Source organism: Paenibacillus macerans, assembly GCF_900454495.1.
GTDB classification, from domain to species: Bacteria; Bacillota; Bacilli; order Paenibacillales; family Paenibacillaceae; genus Fontibacillus; species Fontibacillus macerans.
Genome location: NZ_UGSI01000001.1, coordinates 66,157 through 81,010, shown reverse-complemented (window position 1 = coordinate 81,010; position 14,854 = coordinate 66,157). Strand labels below are relative to the sequence as shown.

Genomic DNA, 14,854 nt, shown 5'->3' with positions numbered 1-14,854 from the left:
TGCAGGAGCTGGCATCAATCGGTACGGGCGCGCATTCTCGTTATTATCTACAACTCCAGCATCTCCTGCAGGACGCGGTCGCCCAAATAAGGCAAATATTCATGGCCGTATTCATGATAAACGACCAACTCCTTCTCGGAAACGATCTTGTTATAGGCCGCAAACTGCGTGTAAGGCGGACAAATCGAATCGGCCAAGCCCGTCACGAAGATGACCTTCGCCCGGATACGGTCGGCCAGATTCTGAATGTCGATATATCCCAGTTTGTTGAAAAACGCTTCCTGCGTCTCGTGCAGCGGGTCCATAAACCGGAAATAATAAGCAAGTTCCTCGTAAGCCGAGCTAGTGACATCCATTTCCCACGCTTTCTTATAATCGGTCAGGAACGGGTAAACCGGGATCGCCAGCTTGACCCGCGGCTCCAAAGCGGCGCAGGCCACCGTAAGCGCTCCGCCTTGGGAACAGCCATGGACGCCGATCCGGTCCGGATCGACCTCCTCCATCGACATCAGAATCCGCACTGTCTGCACCAAATCGAGAAACACATTGCGGTAATACAGCTTATCCGGATCCTCTTCATCGATGCCGCGGATAATATGGCCTTTCAGCGTCGTCCCTTTCACGGTCAGATTGTCTTCGGACAATCCGCCCTGTCCCCGGCAGTCCGGTGCGATCACGGCGATACCGTGGGCGGCGTACGCGGCTTTGTCGAACCAGTCCCCGCTCCCGGTGTGGTAGCCGTGGAAAAGCGCAAGCCCTTGCCCTTTGCCCTTGACCGCCCGCGGTTTGACGTATTTGGCGTGCACCCGTGCTCCGCCGACCCCGGTAAAATAAAGATCATAACATTCCGCCAGCGGCGTCTGAAAATCGGCGGCCGCCAATTCATAATCCAGCGGCTGCGCGTCCAGCTCCTTCAGGGCCCGTTCCCAATAGGCGTGGAAATCCCGCGGTTTCGGGCTGCTCCCTTGGTATTTCAGCAAATCTTCGATTCGATCATTGGCCATGATCATTTCCTCCCGTCCACTGTTACATTGTTCCGATTTCCGCGTCGTCGCCCACTTCTTCATGCGTCGCTTTCACGTAATCGACGATCTCCCGGACCGTTGTATAGGCCACGCCAACATAGGTGTCCGCACCGCCGTAATAGATGGCGATTCTTCCGCTTGCGGCATCCGTCAACGCGGCGCAAGGGAACACGACGTTCGGCACGAAACCGCGCTCTTCATACCATTCCTCCGGCGTCAGCACGTATGTTCTGGAGCGGTATTTCACGCGGGACGGCTCAACCCTGTCAAGAATGACCGCGCCCATGCTGTAGACGAGCCCGTTGCAAGTGCCGGTAACGCCGTGGTAGAACATCAGCCAGCCTTCCGACGTTTCGATCGGGGCCGGGCCGCCGCCGATTTTCACCGACTGGCACCAGCCTTGGCCGCCTTTGCTCATGACATGGCGGTGTTTGCCCCAATAGACGAAATCCGGGCTTTCGCTCAGGAACACGTCGCCGAACGGCGTATGGCCGCTGTCGCTCGGACGGGACAGCATAATGAAATTCCCGCCGATTTTTTTCGGGAACAATACGCCGTTGCGGTTGAACGGCAGGAATGGATTTTCCAGGCGCACGAACGATTGGAAATCCCGCGTTTTGGCCACGCCGATCGACGCGCCGTAAAAGTCTGTACACCAAGTGATATAATAGGTATCTTCCACCTTCACCAGCCCCGGATCATAGGCATATCGCGGCTGAAACGGCTTGCCGTCCTCATCCGTGAAAGGAAAGCGCTCCTCGTCGATCTTCCAGCCGTAGCCGTCCTCGCTCCAACCCAGGTGCAGATGCGGGCGGCCATTGATCGTTTCGGCGCGGAAGACGCCGACGAAGCGGCCTTCGTACGGGACTACGGCGCTGTTGAAAATACGGGCGATGCCTTTAGCCGGATTTCTATCGATAACCGGATTCCCGCTATGTCTCCACACCGGCCCGGCCGCATCAGCCGGTTTCTCCTGCCACGGGATGTTCGGCAAGGTTTCTCCGATAATTTTTACTGTACTCATAAGGTTGCTCCTTTCATTCCACTTGATTTAAGTTAATTTATTTGACCGAGCCTTGCGCAAAGCCGTTGTAGATGTATTTTTGCAGGGAGATAAAGGCGATCAGAATCGGCACGATCGTGATCATGATCCCCGCGCAGATGACTTCCCGCTGCGGGCCGTAAGGTCCTTTGAACTTGAACAGCGCGGTCGAAATCACCTGCAGCTCCTCGCTGGGCATATACAGGAACGGCGTATAAAAATCGTTGCAAATGTTGACGCCTTTGACGATAATCACCGTGACGATGGCCGGCGCAAGCAAAAGTAAAATGATTTTCCAGTAAATCGTGAAATAAGACGCCCCGTCCAGCATGAAACGGTGCAAAACATGGATTTGCCCAACCTGTTTCTCGATTTTTACGACGAACACGCCGCGATCGATTCGATCGTAACGGACAATTTTTACGGAGCCTATGAAATCACCAACTATATTGATTCAATGCGGTCACCGCGATATCGCCTACATGGGCAACATTTATTCCACCAGCAGCATCCAGGACCGTGATCTCGGTTATTACAAATCGCTGCTCGAGCACGGCATGGTTTTTGAAGACCGGCTGCTGCTGAACGACCGCGACGAGCATGGCAGATACATCGATATCGTGTTTCCGGAAAAAATGCCCACAGCCTTCGTCTGCAACTGCGACCAGGTCGCTTACATTCTGTGCGAGCGCTTGAATGCCATGGGTTACCGCGTGCCGGACGACTGCTCCGTGGTCGGTTTCGACAACGATGTGTACGCTACGCTCTCCACCCCGCAGTTGACGACGGTCGAAGTAGACATCGTGCAGATGGCGCGCATGGCCGTCAAAACGATCATGGATAAAGTGGCCAACCCAAGCCGGCATATCGTCCGCGTGCTGGTACACGGCAAAATCATTTACCGGGATTCTGTAAAAACAATCAATAAACAGTTCTTCTGACGAACACCAAAAACCGCCGCTCTCGGCGGCTTTTTTGCGTTTGATAGTTTGTTCAGGCTAACAAACCACAAAATTAAAGTGTTGAATTCTCCTGATCTTTAGATATATAGTAATGTCATAATCATAATTTGTTATTAATATTATTATAACAAACGATAACAAATGATAGCAAAATTCAGAAATTTAAGCTGGCGAGGTGAGCTCTTGCATGAATTCGTTAGCGCCTTATGTGGCCGGAATGACCTGGGGGTTTATGGGCGTTAGAGGCACATGGGGCAATGAATCCGCGGCCCGTTCGATGGAAACGATGGTGAAATCCACCGGGGTCAACTGGACGGCGATCGCTTTTTCCGCGCTGCAAGCGACGGCCTTCTCGACGGAAATTCCTTACTGGAAGGAACCGACGGTAACCGATGAGGAAGTCAGGTGGGCGATTGGCAAAGCCAAGTCGCTTGGCTTGAAGGTATGCCTGAAGCCGATCGTGAACTGTGCGGACGGCACCTGGCGGGCGCATATCAACTTCTTTGACAAAGATGTTCCGTGCGAACCCAAGTGGGCCGACTGGTTTGCCTCTTACCGCAAGTTTATCGTTCATTTTGCGCAAATCGCCGAGGAATCAGGCTGCGAAATGTTCTGCATCGGCTGCGAGATGGTACAGACCAACCGGCGCGAGCGGGAGTGGCGGGAACTGATTGGAGAAGTAAGAAAAGTGTACGGCGGCCCCATTACGTATAACTGCGATAAATACCAGGAGGATAACGTGGTTTGGTGGGATGCCGTGGACATTATCAGCTCCAGCGGTTACTATCCGGTCGGCGATTGGGAGCGGCAGCTGAATCGGATTGAAAACGTTGTACGGCGGTTGGGCAAGCCTTTTCTGTTTATGGAAGCGGGTTGCCCCAGCCGGACCGGCTCGGCGAACATCCCAAACGACTGGACGCTTCAAGGGGCGGTCAACGAAGCCGAGCAGGCCGATTATTACCGCATGATGCTGCAAAAATGCGGAGAACGCGACTGGGTGCGCGGCTTCATGCTGTGGGATTGGCCGGCGCAGCTTTACGGCCGCGAGCAAGCCGCTGCCGATGACGGCTACTGCATTTACGGCAAACGCGCCGAAGCTGTCGTCGCCGAAGCATACGCCGCCAAACTAATTTCACCATAAGCGATAAGGAGGCACATTCCCCATGGACAAACTCGATTGGATACAACAGCTGCGGCAAGAACTGCAGGACAACATTTTGCCGTTTTGGATCAACCATACGGTCGATACCGAGCGCGGCGGGTTCATCGGCTTTATCGATCAAGAATTGAAACCCGAGCGCCAAGCCGACAAAGGGCTGGTGCTGAACGCCCGGATTTTGTGGACCTTTGCTTCCGCCCACCGTCTCTTCCCTTCCGAAGAATATCTGGAGACGGCGCAGCGCGCCTACGATTATCTGCTGGAGCATTTCCTGGACCGCGAGCACGGCGGCTTGTACTGGATGGTCGATTGCGAGGGGCGTCCGGCCCAGGATAAAAAGCAGGTTTACGGTCAAGCGTTCGTCATTTACGCCTTGGCCGAATATGCCCTCGCCACTTCGAACCGGGAGGCGCTGGATTTGGCGGCGGACATCTACCGCCTGCTTGAGAAATACAGCTATGACCCTGTTCATAAAGGATATATCGAGGCTTTGTCCCGCGACTGGAAGCAAACCGGCGACTTCAGCCTCAGCAACAAGGACCTGAACGAAAAGAAATCGATGAACACCCATCTGCACGTGCTGGAGGCGTACACCAACCTGTACCGGGTATGGAAATCCCCCGAGCTGCGGCACAGCCTGTCCGAGCTGATCGAGGTGACGCTGGATCATATCATCGACCCGCAAAAGGCTCATTTTTGGCTGTTTTTTGATGAGGAATGGCAAGTCAAGAGCCGCCATATCTCCTACGGGCATGACATCGAAGGCAGCTGGCTGCTCGTCGAAGCCGCCGGGGTGCTTGGCGATCCCGCCCTGCTGCAGCGTGTAAAAGAAACGGCTGCGGCGATGGCGGAAGCGGTTTACAACGAAGGCGTGGACAAAGACGGGGGCATTTGGAACGAGGCCGGCCCAAGCGGACTGACCGATACGAACAAGGATTGGTGGCCCCAGGCGGAAGCGATGGTCGGCTTCTATAACGCCTATCAGTTGACCGGCGACGAGCGGTACCGGACCGCCGCGGCAAATTCCTGGAAGTTCATCCAAACGTACCTGATCGACCGGGAACGCGGCGAATGGTTCTGGGGCGTGGATCAGAGCGGCGCCTCCCTGCCGGGAGAGCCGAAGGTCAGCCCGTGGAAATGCCCGTACCATAACAGCCGGGCTTGTCTGGAAATGCTGGGACGTTTGCAGGGATAGAACTTTTAATTTCAATAATACGGAGGAAAAAAGAATGAATCTGTTTGAGGAAAGAAAGCAGCATTTGATGGAGCGTTACGAGCAATTAATCAGCCGCCGCAACGAAAGGCTCCCTTACGGCAACGGAATCTACGACCGCTACCGTTATCCGGTTTTGACGGCGGAACACGCGCCGCTGATCTGGAAATACGATTTCAATCCGGAGACAAATCCGTATTTCATGGAACGTCTTGGCGTAAACGGCGTATTCAACCCGGGAGCGATCGAGCTAAACGGCAAATTTTATCTCGTCGCCCGGGTCGAAGGCGTAGACCGCAAATCGTTCTTCGCTGTGGCGGAAAGCGATAACGGCGTGGACGGCTTCCGCTTTTGGGATCGCCCGATCGTGATGCCGGAAACCGAAGATCCGGACGTAAACGTGTACGACATGCGGCTCGTGCGCCACGAAGACGGCTGGATTTACGGCCTGTTCTGCACGGAACGGAAAGATCCGGACGCTCCGCGCGGCGACCTGTCGAGCGCCGTGGCCCAATGCGGCATCGCCCGCACCAAGGATCTCGTCGCCTGGGAGCGCCTGGCCGATCTGAAGACGAAATCCCCGCAGCAGCGCAACGTCGTGCTGCACCCGGAATTCGTGAACGGCAAATACGCGTTCTACACCCGGCCGCAGGACGGCTTTATCGACGCCGGGTCCGGCGGCGGCATCGGCTGGGGGCTGTCGGATTCGATCGAAAACGCGGTGATCGAGGAGGAGATCATCGTTGACGACCGGAAATACCATACGATTAAAGAGGTCAAAAACGGCCAGGGCCCGGCCCCGATCAAAACGGACAAAGGCTGGCTGCACATCGCCCACGGCGTGCGGGGGACGGCGGCGGGACTGCGGTACGTGCTGTACGCCTTCCTGTCGGACCTTAAGGAGCCGCAGCGCGTAACGCATCGTCCCGGCGGCCATCTGATCGCCCCGGAAGGCGAAGAGCGGGTCGGCGACGTGTCGAACGTCGTGTTCTGCAACGGCGTGATCGCCCGCGATAACGGTGATGTGTTCATTTACTACGCTTCCTCCGACACGCGTATCCATGTCGCCACCTCAACCGTTGACCGGCTGCTCGACTATGCGATAAACACGCCGGAGGACCCGCTTCGCTCCTACGCTTGCGTTCAGCAAAGACTGAGCCTGGTCGAGCGCAACGAGCGGTTTTTGGCCGGACAATAATAAATAAAAAGCGCGAACTGCAAAGGCAATCCCTTTGCGGCTCGCGCTTTTTCTGCGGTTGGCGGTCAATTCCGCGCGGTTCCGGCCTCTCCTGCCGGTTCGGAGGTGGAATTCCGGTAGACCATCTCTACCGAAATCATGATTTTCTCCTGCGGCCCGCCCGGTTTGGACAGCCTGTCCAACAGCTTCTTCACCGCGCGCTGGCCCAGTTCCTCCTTCGGGACGTTCACCGTCGTAATCGGCGGTGCATGGCGCGCCGCGTCGTCGATGTTGTCGAACCCGGTCACGGCGATATCCCCGGGGACCGATAACCCCAGCTCGTCCAGGGCCGAGCACACGTTCACGGCGATCGCGTCGTTCGCGCACACCAGCGCCGTCGGCAGGGATCGCGTTTTTTTCCGGCGCTGAAGCCAGGCGGCCACATCGCCATGGAACGCCCCGGTCTCCACGCCTTCCAGCTTCAGCATCGGATCGTCAGCCGCCTGCGGGGTCAAACCGTTCTCCTCCAAAGCGCTGCGAAAGCCGAGCCAGCGGTCGCGGAAGCTTCGCGAAAATGCGGAGCTCCCCACAAAATGCAACTGGCGATGTCCCAAACCGATCAAATGATTGGTTAGCCTCGCCATGCCGTCCAGGTTGTTGGCAAAAACCGTATCGCTCGGAATCAGCGGATCTTCATGATCGACCAGCACCATCGGCAGTCCGCTCCGGTGTACCTCAAGCAGCAGCGAGGTCGCGATCTGGCCGACGCCCACCATGCCGAGAATGCCCTCCGGGTTCAGGATGCTCATGAAGTTCTCACCCCGCGGCTCCGAAACGATAATCATCCCGAGCCCTTGCTGTTCAAGCTCGCGGGATATCCCCTCCAGCAATTTTCCCCAATAAAGCGACTCCTTGTTTTGAAACCGGATATTGGGCATCAGCACCAGCACCGACTGCTTGCCGGGGGATGGGGAGAGCGGCGCCCCGGCGGGAACAATGTTTTTAACGTACCCGTTCTTTTGATTAAAATAGCCGAGCCGGGATGCGGCCTGAATGACCCGCTCCTTGGTGGACTCGCTGACTCCGCCTTTACCGGATAACGCCTTGGAAACGACGAACTTTGAGACACCCAAATGATCGGCGATTTGCTGCATCGTAACTTTTTTCAAGCGGGTTCCTACCTCCGAATAGTCTTACTAACGGTTCAAATAATAATCTAACAATAGTATAACAAAGCCGGCACCTGTTATAAACCGTAAATCCGTAAGTTTCCCGGAGAGCGGGGCTCGTCATTCCGTTTGGTCGAATAAAGAGGCGACCCAATGGATGCTCTTTTGCGATGCCTGCTGCAGCAAATGCGCCGCTTTGTCGGCGAAGCGGTCCACAGGCGGCGGGGGCTGGGGCGGCAGCAGCAGATCGGCGGGCGTCTGCATGGCGGAATTCCCCCCGGATGGACCGGTTTGGGCCCCGTTCCCCGAAGAAAAGCCCTGCGAGGGGACCGGACCGCCGCTGTTGCCTCCCGTTTCATACCCGCCGTTTGCACCGTTGTAATCGTAGTTATACCCTCCGTAGCCGTAACCCGGGCCGGGAGCGGCGTTCCCCCTTTGCCAGCCGGACCCGCCCTGGGCGGAATTCGCGGGCCAAGCCGAAGAAGCGTATCCGCCCCCAGCGCTCCCGTAACCCTGCGGAAATTGTCCGGTTGCGCCGGTTGCGCCGGCTTCGCCGCCGGAATACCCCGGCCCATAGACGGTTGCGGTCCCGCTATCCGCCAGCTGCATCCCCAGCGTTACGCCCGCCGCAAGCAGAATGCCGTACAGCAATATTTTTCGCGTCGTTTTGGCCATGATCTCCCCGTCCTCCCGAATCCAGTCTATGATTTCTTGCTTGTCTGCGCCGCTTCGCCCGCCTCTTGCTTCCCGCCGTCTTTCGTCAAGGATCCGGCTTTTTCCGCTTCCTGGCTTTCCCAGTACAAATCGGCAAGGATGCCGGCGAGCACTTTGGCGGTCCGATCCAGCTCCTCCTGAGTGTTGTCGATCCCGCCGATTTCGATCAGCACGCTGTTCGGCGACAAGGATTGGTTGTACTCTCCGTTGCCCTGCGACGACGTTTTGCCCCAAATGCCGCGCGAGATGCCGGGATACGACTTCTCCATGCGCTCGTGGATGGAGCTGGCGAAGGCTTCGTTCAAACGCCAATTCTCGTTGCCGTGCCCGATGATAAAATACACCTGCGCGTAGGACTGTCCGCCGATCGTCGTCGTCGTTTTGTCGTGGCGCTGCGAGTCGCGGTGAATGTCGATAAAGTACTTAAGCTGCCCGTTTTCGGCCATTGCCGTTTTTACGGTCTCCCGCGAATATTTATATGAATAGTTGTAGTTGTAATTGCTAACTTTGTCCGCATAATTTTCGTACGAATGCAGCGTGGCAATGCCTTTCTTCTCGAGCTCCTTGGCCAGCGCGTCGCCGACCAGGCTGACGTTTTTCATCTTTTCCGCCGAGCTGGGGTTGTCGACATTCGTCCCCAGGACCGGATTATACGATTCTTGCGGATGAGAATGGTAGATCATAACGATGTTTTTGTTGCCGGGTTTGATCGATGGCTCCTCCGCGTCCGCGCCCTGCTCCGGTTTCTGAGCGTCCGAGGCGCCGCCATTCTCCGGCGTGCCGCCCTCGCCGTCCCCGCCCGGGTTCGTCCCATCCTGGCCATCCTCGTCCGGCTCCGGATGATCCGGGGCGCTCCCGTGGGCCCCGTTTCCGGGCCGGTAATCTTCGGGCGCCTGCGCCAGCCCGTTGCCCGAGCCGGTTCGCAGCAAAATCGGACTGTCCGCGCCAAGCCCCGGCACCTCGCGGGCAACCAGGCTTTTCGGATCGGACGGGTTGACGTCGGTCAACAGTTGGAACACGAAATTCGTCATGTGTTTTCCCGATATCGCGGGCGTTTCGTTGGTTGGAGCCGCATGCGGAAGCTCCATCCCGACCATCTCCATAAAGAAACCGCTGGACAGGGAAGCCGCCAGCCCCTTCATCGAAGAAACCGGCGAGGTGTTAAGCTGTTTCTCGGCAATCCCGAACACGCCCAGCAAGATAAAAAATACGACCGACATGACCGTCAGCAGCAAAAAGGTCCTACCCATCGCCAATACGTACAGCAGGTTCCGTCTTAATTTCGCAATGTTCAAAGCTCTGAATTTCATTTCGCATGTCCTCCTCCAGCCGCTTTCAAACTTCATATCCCAAATCTATGAACCTAGCTGCTAGGGTAGAACCTCAAATTCTCCCAAAAAAAAGAAATCCGCTAGATTTGGCTAGCGGATCTTTTTCTGCGGTTGACGAAAACCGTGTTCAATATTTGCGTTTCGGGCCGGCTGCCCGGAATTAATGGGTATAGGACGCGACGTTTTCCGGCGTAACGGCTTCATGCAGGGAGATGTTCAGCCCGCTTGCGATCACGTTCGCGACATCCTCGATAAATTCGTCGATCTCCTTTGGTGTAACGATCAGGTCATGGCCGAGCGGGTCCAGCACCTCTTTGACGAGCCCCAATCTTTCGTTTTCGCTGAGCTCGGTAAGCAAGCCCATGATCTGCTTCGTTTGCGCCTGCTTGCCTTCACCGGCTTCCTGATTGAAATGCGACTTCATTAAATCAAATACGTTGTTCACGATCGTCGAAGCGTAACAGACCGTTGGCACGCCGATCGCGATGCACGGGATGCCCAGGATCTCCTGCGTCAGCCCTCTTCTTTTATTGCCGATGCCGGAACCAGGGTGAATGCCGATATCGGCGATTTGAATCGTCGTATTCACCCGCTCGAGCGAACGGGAGGCCAGCGCGTCGATCGCGATGATCAGATCGGGCCGGGTCCGGTCCACGATGCCCTGTACCACTTCGCTCGATTCGATGCCAGTAACCCCCAGCACCCCGGGGGCTACGGCGCTGACCTGGCGGTACCCCGGAGCCACCTGATCCGGCGCAAGCTCAAAGTAATGGCGGGTCACCAGCACGTTCTCCACGACCAAAGGGCCCAAGGCGTCGGGCGTCACATTCCAGTTCCCGAGACCGACGACCAGCGTTTTGGCATGGCTGCCGACTCCGATTTTATTTAAAAATGCGGTGAATTCTTTGGCAAAAGCGGCGGCAACCTTTTCCTGCAGTTCGGTGTCCTGATTGCGCAGTCCCGGAACCTCGATCGTAATGTAGTGGCCCTTGACCTTGCCGATTTGCCGCGAAGCGGCGTCATCGGTGATGTCGAGCCGGGTGATTTTAATGCCGTCCTGCTCGGTTACCTCCTCGTTTAAGCCCTGCACCGGCCCGCCGTGAGCCGTCTCCGCCATCTCCTTCGCTTCAACGGCCAAATCGGTTCGCACGGAATATTCCCGTAAATCCAGATTCATCCCATAAGACCTCCATTTCCTCTAGTTTCCTTTATTGTGCGGGAGAGGCAAAGTGATTATTCATCCGTTCATCGTTCCCCGCTCGTCTATTGCCTGTCTGTCCACGGGAAGAAGCATGATTTTATTGCTTTTTGCGGTGCTGCGTGATAAAATGTTTTAAGTTGTGAATCATCTGGGATGATATATGCTTTACAGGAGGTGAATGCAATGCCTAACATTAAATCCGCAATCAAACGTGTAAAAACTAGCGAAAAGCGCCGCGCTCTCAACGCTTCGCAAAAATCCGCCCTGCGTACGGCCGTGAAAACCGCCGACAGCGCTCTGGCGGCTAACGAAGTTGAAGCAGCCAAAGCTGCTTTCGCCGCTGCTACCAAAAAATTGGACAAAGCCGTAACGAAAGGCTTGATCCACAAAAACGCAGCAGCCCGCAAGAAATCCCGCTTGGCCAAAAAATTGAACGCCCTTGCGTCCCAACAAGCGTAAGCGCGTTAATTATAAGAGCATCAAACAACTAAGCCCAAAAAGACCTGAACGATTTTCGTTCAGGTCTTTTTGGTTGATTCCGGGGGCTCCGGTCCGGGCGGCCGGAAACAGCGCGTACGTGCAGGTCAAGCCCCCAATTTAAGCAAAAACAACTCCAAACCGAGCACCTTGTCGACGCCGCCGCTTTTCATCCGGTAATCCAGTTCGGCGAGCTCGGATAAAATATCCCGCAGCCGCCCGGCTTCGAACTTCCGCGCCTGCTCGCCGGCCAGCTTCACGACATAGGGGTGCAGGGCAAGCTGCGAGGCGATTTGCTGCTGCGAGTAGCTTTGCCGGCCCAGTTCCTTCACCTGCATCATAATCCGGAACTGGCGGGCGATCAGCGCCGCGATCTTGATCGGTTCCTCGCGCTGCTTGAGCAGCTCGTAGAAAATGCCGAGCGCCTTCTCCAGCCGCAGCGCGGCGATATGCTCGACCATCGCGAACACGTTCTGCTCCGTGCTGCGGGCGACAAGCTGCTCGACGGCGGCCGTGTCGATCGTGCCCCCGGTTCCGGCGTACAGGCACAACTTGTCCGCCTCCGCCGCCAGCGCGGCCATATGCACACCGCCGGCCGCGATTAGCGCCTCCGCGGCTTCCTTGCCGATCCGGCAGCCGCGCTTCTCCACCTCGTGCACCACCCACTGCACCAGCTCGCCCCCGCCGAGCGGCATAAACGACAAGGCCGTCCCGGAAGCCTTCATCGCCTTCACGATTTTTTTGCGTTCGTCCAGCTTCTCGGCGTAAACGACAAACACGATGACGCTGTGCTCCGCCGGATTGCCGATATACGTCTGCAGCGCCTCCACTTTATGCTCGATTTTGCCGCCCTCTTTACCGGCCGTAAACAATCCGGCATCGCGGACGACGATCAGCTTGCGCTCGACGAGAAAAGGCAGCGTCTCGGCCTCCTCCACCACCGCTTCAATCGGCGTCTCCGCCAGATCGAACACCGCCATGGCGAAGTCCTTTTGATCCCGGTCGACCAGCTTGTCCTGGAGCAGCCCGACAAACTCTTGAATTTGATACTTCTCCGTACCGTAGCATAAATATAACGGGGAGATCCGCCCCTGTTTGATCTCTTTTACCGCTGTTTTGGCGTCCAATTCGGCCTCTCCTTCCCAAACGCATTGCCTATTCCCTATGATACTTCGAAACCGGCCATTAGTCCAAATCCGGCGCCAAAAGCAACAGAGAGACCTCTGCCTCGCGGCGAAAGGTCCCTCTGTCCCAGAACATCTATATAAACGCGGGCAGAAAAGCTCTAGAAACTTTCCCGCCTGCGGTCATACGACGATCAGGGTTCCAATCCTTTGTCTCTATATTTATAACCTATTCCATATCTCCTAAAAAGGTGACTGCCTTAAAGCACTTGCCCCGCCCAATTTAGCAAGTCTTTCTCTGCTGGGCTTAAGGGATTTTACGGCTGATCCGCGGCAGCACCGTTCCCGGCGGTGCCGTTTGCGGAAGCTCCGTTCGCGGGAGTGCTGTTTGCGGGAGCTCCTTTCGCGGAACCTCCTTTCGCGGGAGTACTGTCCGCGGCAGCGTCCGCCCCGGACGCTGCCTTGACCGAACGGGTCGTCACCGTTCCGTCTTTTGCGGTCTCATAGGTAAACGTTGTGCTGTCTTCCGACCATTCGCCCTGAACCCATTCTCCACCGAGCGCATGATCGGAAACAAGCGTTTTTTTCTGATCGGACTCTTTTTTGTATATATACAGATGTCCTTCCTTCAATTCGGCCTCGTAGGCCCCATCCGGAGAAGTCCAGGCAGTCGGGGCTTTCGGCGCGGCGGCTATCCCCATCATCGATTGATTCGGATCCGCTTCATTGACGCTTCTCTGCTGCACAATCCCCGGTTCCAGGGTCGTTCCGGCGCCAGCGTTTGAATCGCCGGAGGCGCCCCGCTGGCCGGCCTGCGCTCCGCCGGCAGCCGGAACACCGCCATGGTTTAAAGCCCCGATGTCCTGCGCCTCGCTCTGAGCCGTCCCGTCTCCGCCATTGTTTGCCGGGGCGCCGGTCGCGGCAGACGACGCCTCTTCCGCCGGAGTTTCCTTCCCTTTGGCTGGTTCGGCTGAATCCAGAGCGTCCGCCGCCCCTTTCCCGGGATGACTCCCGGTTTCGCCGCTATTTGCCGGGGACTTTAAGTCTTCTTCGGCCTGAGCCGTCCGCTCCGGCTCGCTTGCCCCGCCGGCCGAGCCCGCATCCGCCTCTTCCTTGCTTATGAACAGCCGGGCGATATCCTCCGGTTCGCCCGCCGCCCCCGCATCGTCCGCGCTTGGCGATCCATCGCTTGCGCTCTTCAAGGCGATTTCGGCGTTGGGAACCGTTTGCGGCTCATACTGATAAATAAACACGCCTAAGATCAACGCCGCCGCCACGCCCAGCGATCCGTACCGATAAATGCGGGCGCGGCGCGAGGCTGGGCCTTGCTCGCGTTCCTGCTTGCCGCTTCGGCTTAGCGCTGGGGAGCTTTCGGTCATGACCGGCAGAGCGTCCGCCTCGGATACGCTGCCTTCCCGGCGGGCCTGATCGATCGCATCCAATTGCGGAAGGATCGCATCGACCAGACTGTAATTCGGGACGACCTTCGGCAAGTTCTCAAGCTGCGCGGACAGCTTGTTCAGCCATTCGAACTGCTCGGCGCAATCCCGGCAATGGCGAATATGCTCAAACAGAAGAGAGGATTCCTCTTCGTTCAAATCCCGGTCGAGATAACGATTCATCCATTCCACCGCCTCCTGGCAATTCATCCTGTTACACCACCTTTCTGATAATCTCGAAGCAAGTGCTGCAGCTGCTGCCTGGCCCTAAACAGATAGGATTTAACGGTGTTCAGGGGCAGATTCAAACTATCGGCAATTTCGTTATAGGAAAAGTCCTGCAAATATCTCAACACAACCACCGACCTGTGATGTTCCGGAAGCTGCTCGATCGCGCTGCGGATATCCTCGGCCATATAGCCGGACATAACCTCCCGCTCAACGCTGTCGTTGCCCTGAAACACCATTTCGTGCTCTTCGATCGAAACCGTCGGTTTATTCCTTCGAAATTTGTCAATGCATATGTTCGTCACGATTCGCTGCACCCAAGTTTTAAATTGAGCTTTCTCCTCATATGAACCGATTTTGGTATAAATCCGGATAAGCGCCTCCTGAGCGGCGTCGTGCGCATCCTGCTCGTTATTTAATATATAATAGGCTGTCCGGTACACATGCTGTTCAATCTCTCGCAATAGGGTGATTAGAGCGTCGCGATCGCCCTCTTGTGCGGCTCTGATGAGACCTTGCTCCACCACAAAGGCTCCCCCTTCCTTGCAACTATCCAGACGCTGGCGTCCGACAAAATGTTGCAATGTTGTTAC

The 14,854-nt window shown here is 56.5% G+C and carries 13 protein-coding genes and 2 pseudogenes; 5 read left to right on the top strand and 10 right to left on the bottom strand.

All coding sequences use genetic code 11. The features are described from left to right. Positions 1–47 precede the first annotated feature (47 nt). The 3 genes and pseudogenes from DYE26_RS00340 to DYE26_RS00330 form a co-directional block, all read right to left on the bottom strand. The gene (locus DYE26_RS00340; RefSeq protein ID WP_036621244.1) at positions 48–1,004 is read right to left on the bottom strand and encodes an acetylxylan esterase; all 957 of its coding nucleotides are present in this window, start codon (positions 1,002–1,004) and stop codon (positions 48–50) included. A gap of 22 nt (positions 1,005–1,026) precedes the next feature. Continuing rightward, complete coding sequence (locus DYE26_RS00335) at positions 1,027–2,049, bottom strand: glycoside hydrolase family 130 protein (protein WP_036621241.1); 1,023 nt, start codon at positions 2,047–2,049, stop codon at positions 1,027–1,029. Between the two features lie 37 nt (positions 2,050–2,086). Then, positions 2,087–2,398 (bottom strand): annotated as a pseudogene (locus DYE26_RS00330) (ABC transporter permease family protein); the annotation flags it as partial. Between DYE26_RS00330 and DYE26_RS00325 the strand changes: the two are divergent. From DYE26_RS00325 to DYE26_RS00310, 4 genes and pseudogenes are all read left to right on the top strand, one after another. Continuing rightward, a pseudogene (locus DYE26_RS00325) lies at positions 2,399–3,008 on the top strand (substrate-binding domain-containing protein); the annotation flags it as partial. It lies immediately after the preceding pseudogene. A gap of 208 nt (positions 3,009–3,216) precedes the next feature. Beyond that, a complete protein-coding gene (locus DYE26_RS00320; RefSeq protein ID WP_036621238.1) occupies positions 3,217–4,170 on the top strand; it encodes a glycoside hydrolase family 113 in 954 nt (317 codons plus the stop codon). A gap of 22 nt (positions 4,171–4,192) precedes the next feature. After that, entirely contained in the window at positions 4,193–5,383 is a 1,191-nt protein-coding gene (locus DYE26_RS00315; RefSeq protein ID WP_036621236.1) for an AGE family epimerase/isomerase, read from the top strand. 34 nt (positions 5,384–5,417) lie between these two features. Further along, entirely contained in the window at positions 5,418–6,599 is a 1,182-nt protein-coding gene (locus DYE26_RS00310; RefSeq protein WP_036621234.1) for a glycoside hydrolase family 130 protein, read from the top strand. Between the two features lie 65 nt (positions 6,600–6,664). Here DYE26_RS00310 and DYE26_RS00305 read toward each other — a convergent pair whose 3' ends face one another. The 4 genes from DYE26_RS00305 to gpr form a co-directional block, all read right to left on the bottom strand. After that, positions 6,665–7,747 carry a LacI family DNA-binding transcriptional regulator gene (locus DYE26_RS00305; protein ID WP_227872823.1) on the bottom strand — a complete coding sequence of 361 codons (1,083 nt, stop codon included), beginning with the start codon at positions 7,745–7,747 and terminating at the stop codon, positions 6,665–6,667. Between the two features lie 120 nt (positions 7,748–7,867). Then, positions 7,868–8,422 (bottom strand): hypothetical protein, encoded by a 555-nt coding sequence (locus tag DYE26_RS00300; RefSeq protein ID WP_036621232.1) that lies wholly within the window; start codon positions 8,420–8,422, stop codon positions 7,868–7,870. Positions 8,423–8,448: 26 nt separating this feature from the next. Next, positions 8,449–9,771, bottom strand: a complete 1,323-nt coding sequence (locus DYE26_RS00295) for a stage II sporulation protein P (protein WP_036621230.1) — start codon at positions 9,769–9,771, stop codon at positions 8,449–8,451. Between the two features lie 181 nt (positions 9,772–9,952). Further along, a complete protein-coding gene (gpr, locus tag DYE26_RS00290; RefSeq protein ID WP_036621228.1) occupies positions 9,953–10,969 on the bottom strand; it encodes a GPR endopeptidase in 1,017 nt (338 codons plus the stop codon). 207 nt (positions 10,970–11,176) lie between these two features. On the opposite strand from gpr, the gene rpsT reads away from it, so the two are divergent. After that, complete coding sequence (gene rpsT, locus DYE26_RS00285; RefSeq protein ID WP_036621227.1) at positions 11,177–11,452, top strand: 30S ribosomal protein S20; 276 nt, start codon at positions 11,177–11,179, stop codon at positions 11,450–11,452. A 125-nt stretch (positions 11,453–11,577) separates the two neighbouring features. Here the strand turns inward: rpsT and holA are convergent, their stop codons facing one another. The 3 genes from holA to DYE26_RS00270 form a co-directional block, all read right to left on the bottom strand. Further along, the gene (holA, locus tag DYE26_RS00280; RefSeq protein ID WP_036621225.1) at positions 11,578–12,597 is read right to left on the bottom strand and encodes a DNA polymerase III subunit delta; all 1,020 of its coding nucleotides are present in this window, start codon (positions 12,595–12,597) and stop codon (positions 11,578–11,580) included. A gap of 314 nt (positions 12,598–12,911) precedes the next feature. Continuing rightward, positions 12,912–14,243 carry an anti-sigma factor family protein gene (locus tag DYE26_RS00275; RefSeq protein ID WP_036621223.1) on the bottom strand — a complete coding sequence of 444 codons (1,332 nt, stop codon included), beginning with the start codon at positions 14,241–14,243 and terminating at the stop codon, positions 12,912–12,914. Then, on the bottom strand, positions 14,240–14,788 hold the full coding sequence (locus tag DYE26_RS00270; protein WP_036621220.1) for an RNA polymerase sigma factor: 549 nt from the start codon (positions 14,786–14,788) through the stop codon (positions 14,240–14,242). Before DYE26_RS00270 ends, DYE26_RS00275 begins: the two co-directional genes overlap by 4 nt. Positions 14,789–14,854: the final 66 nt, after the last annotated feature.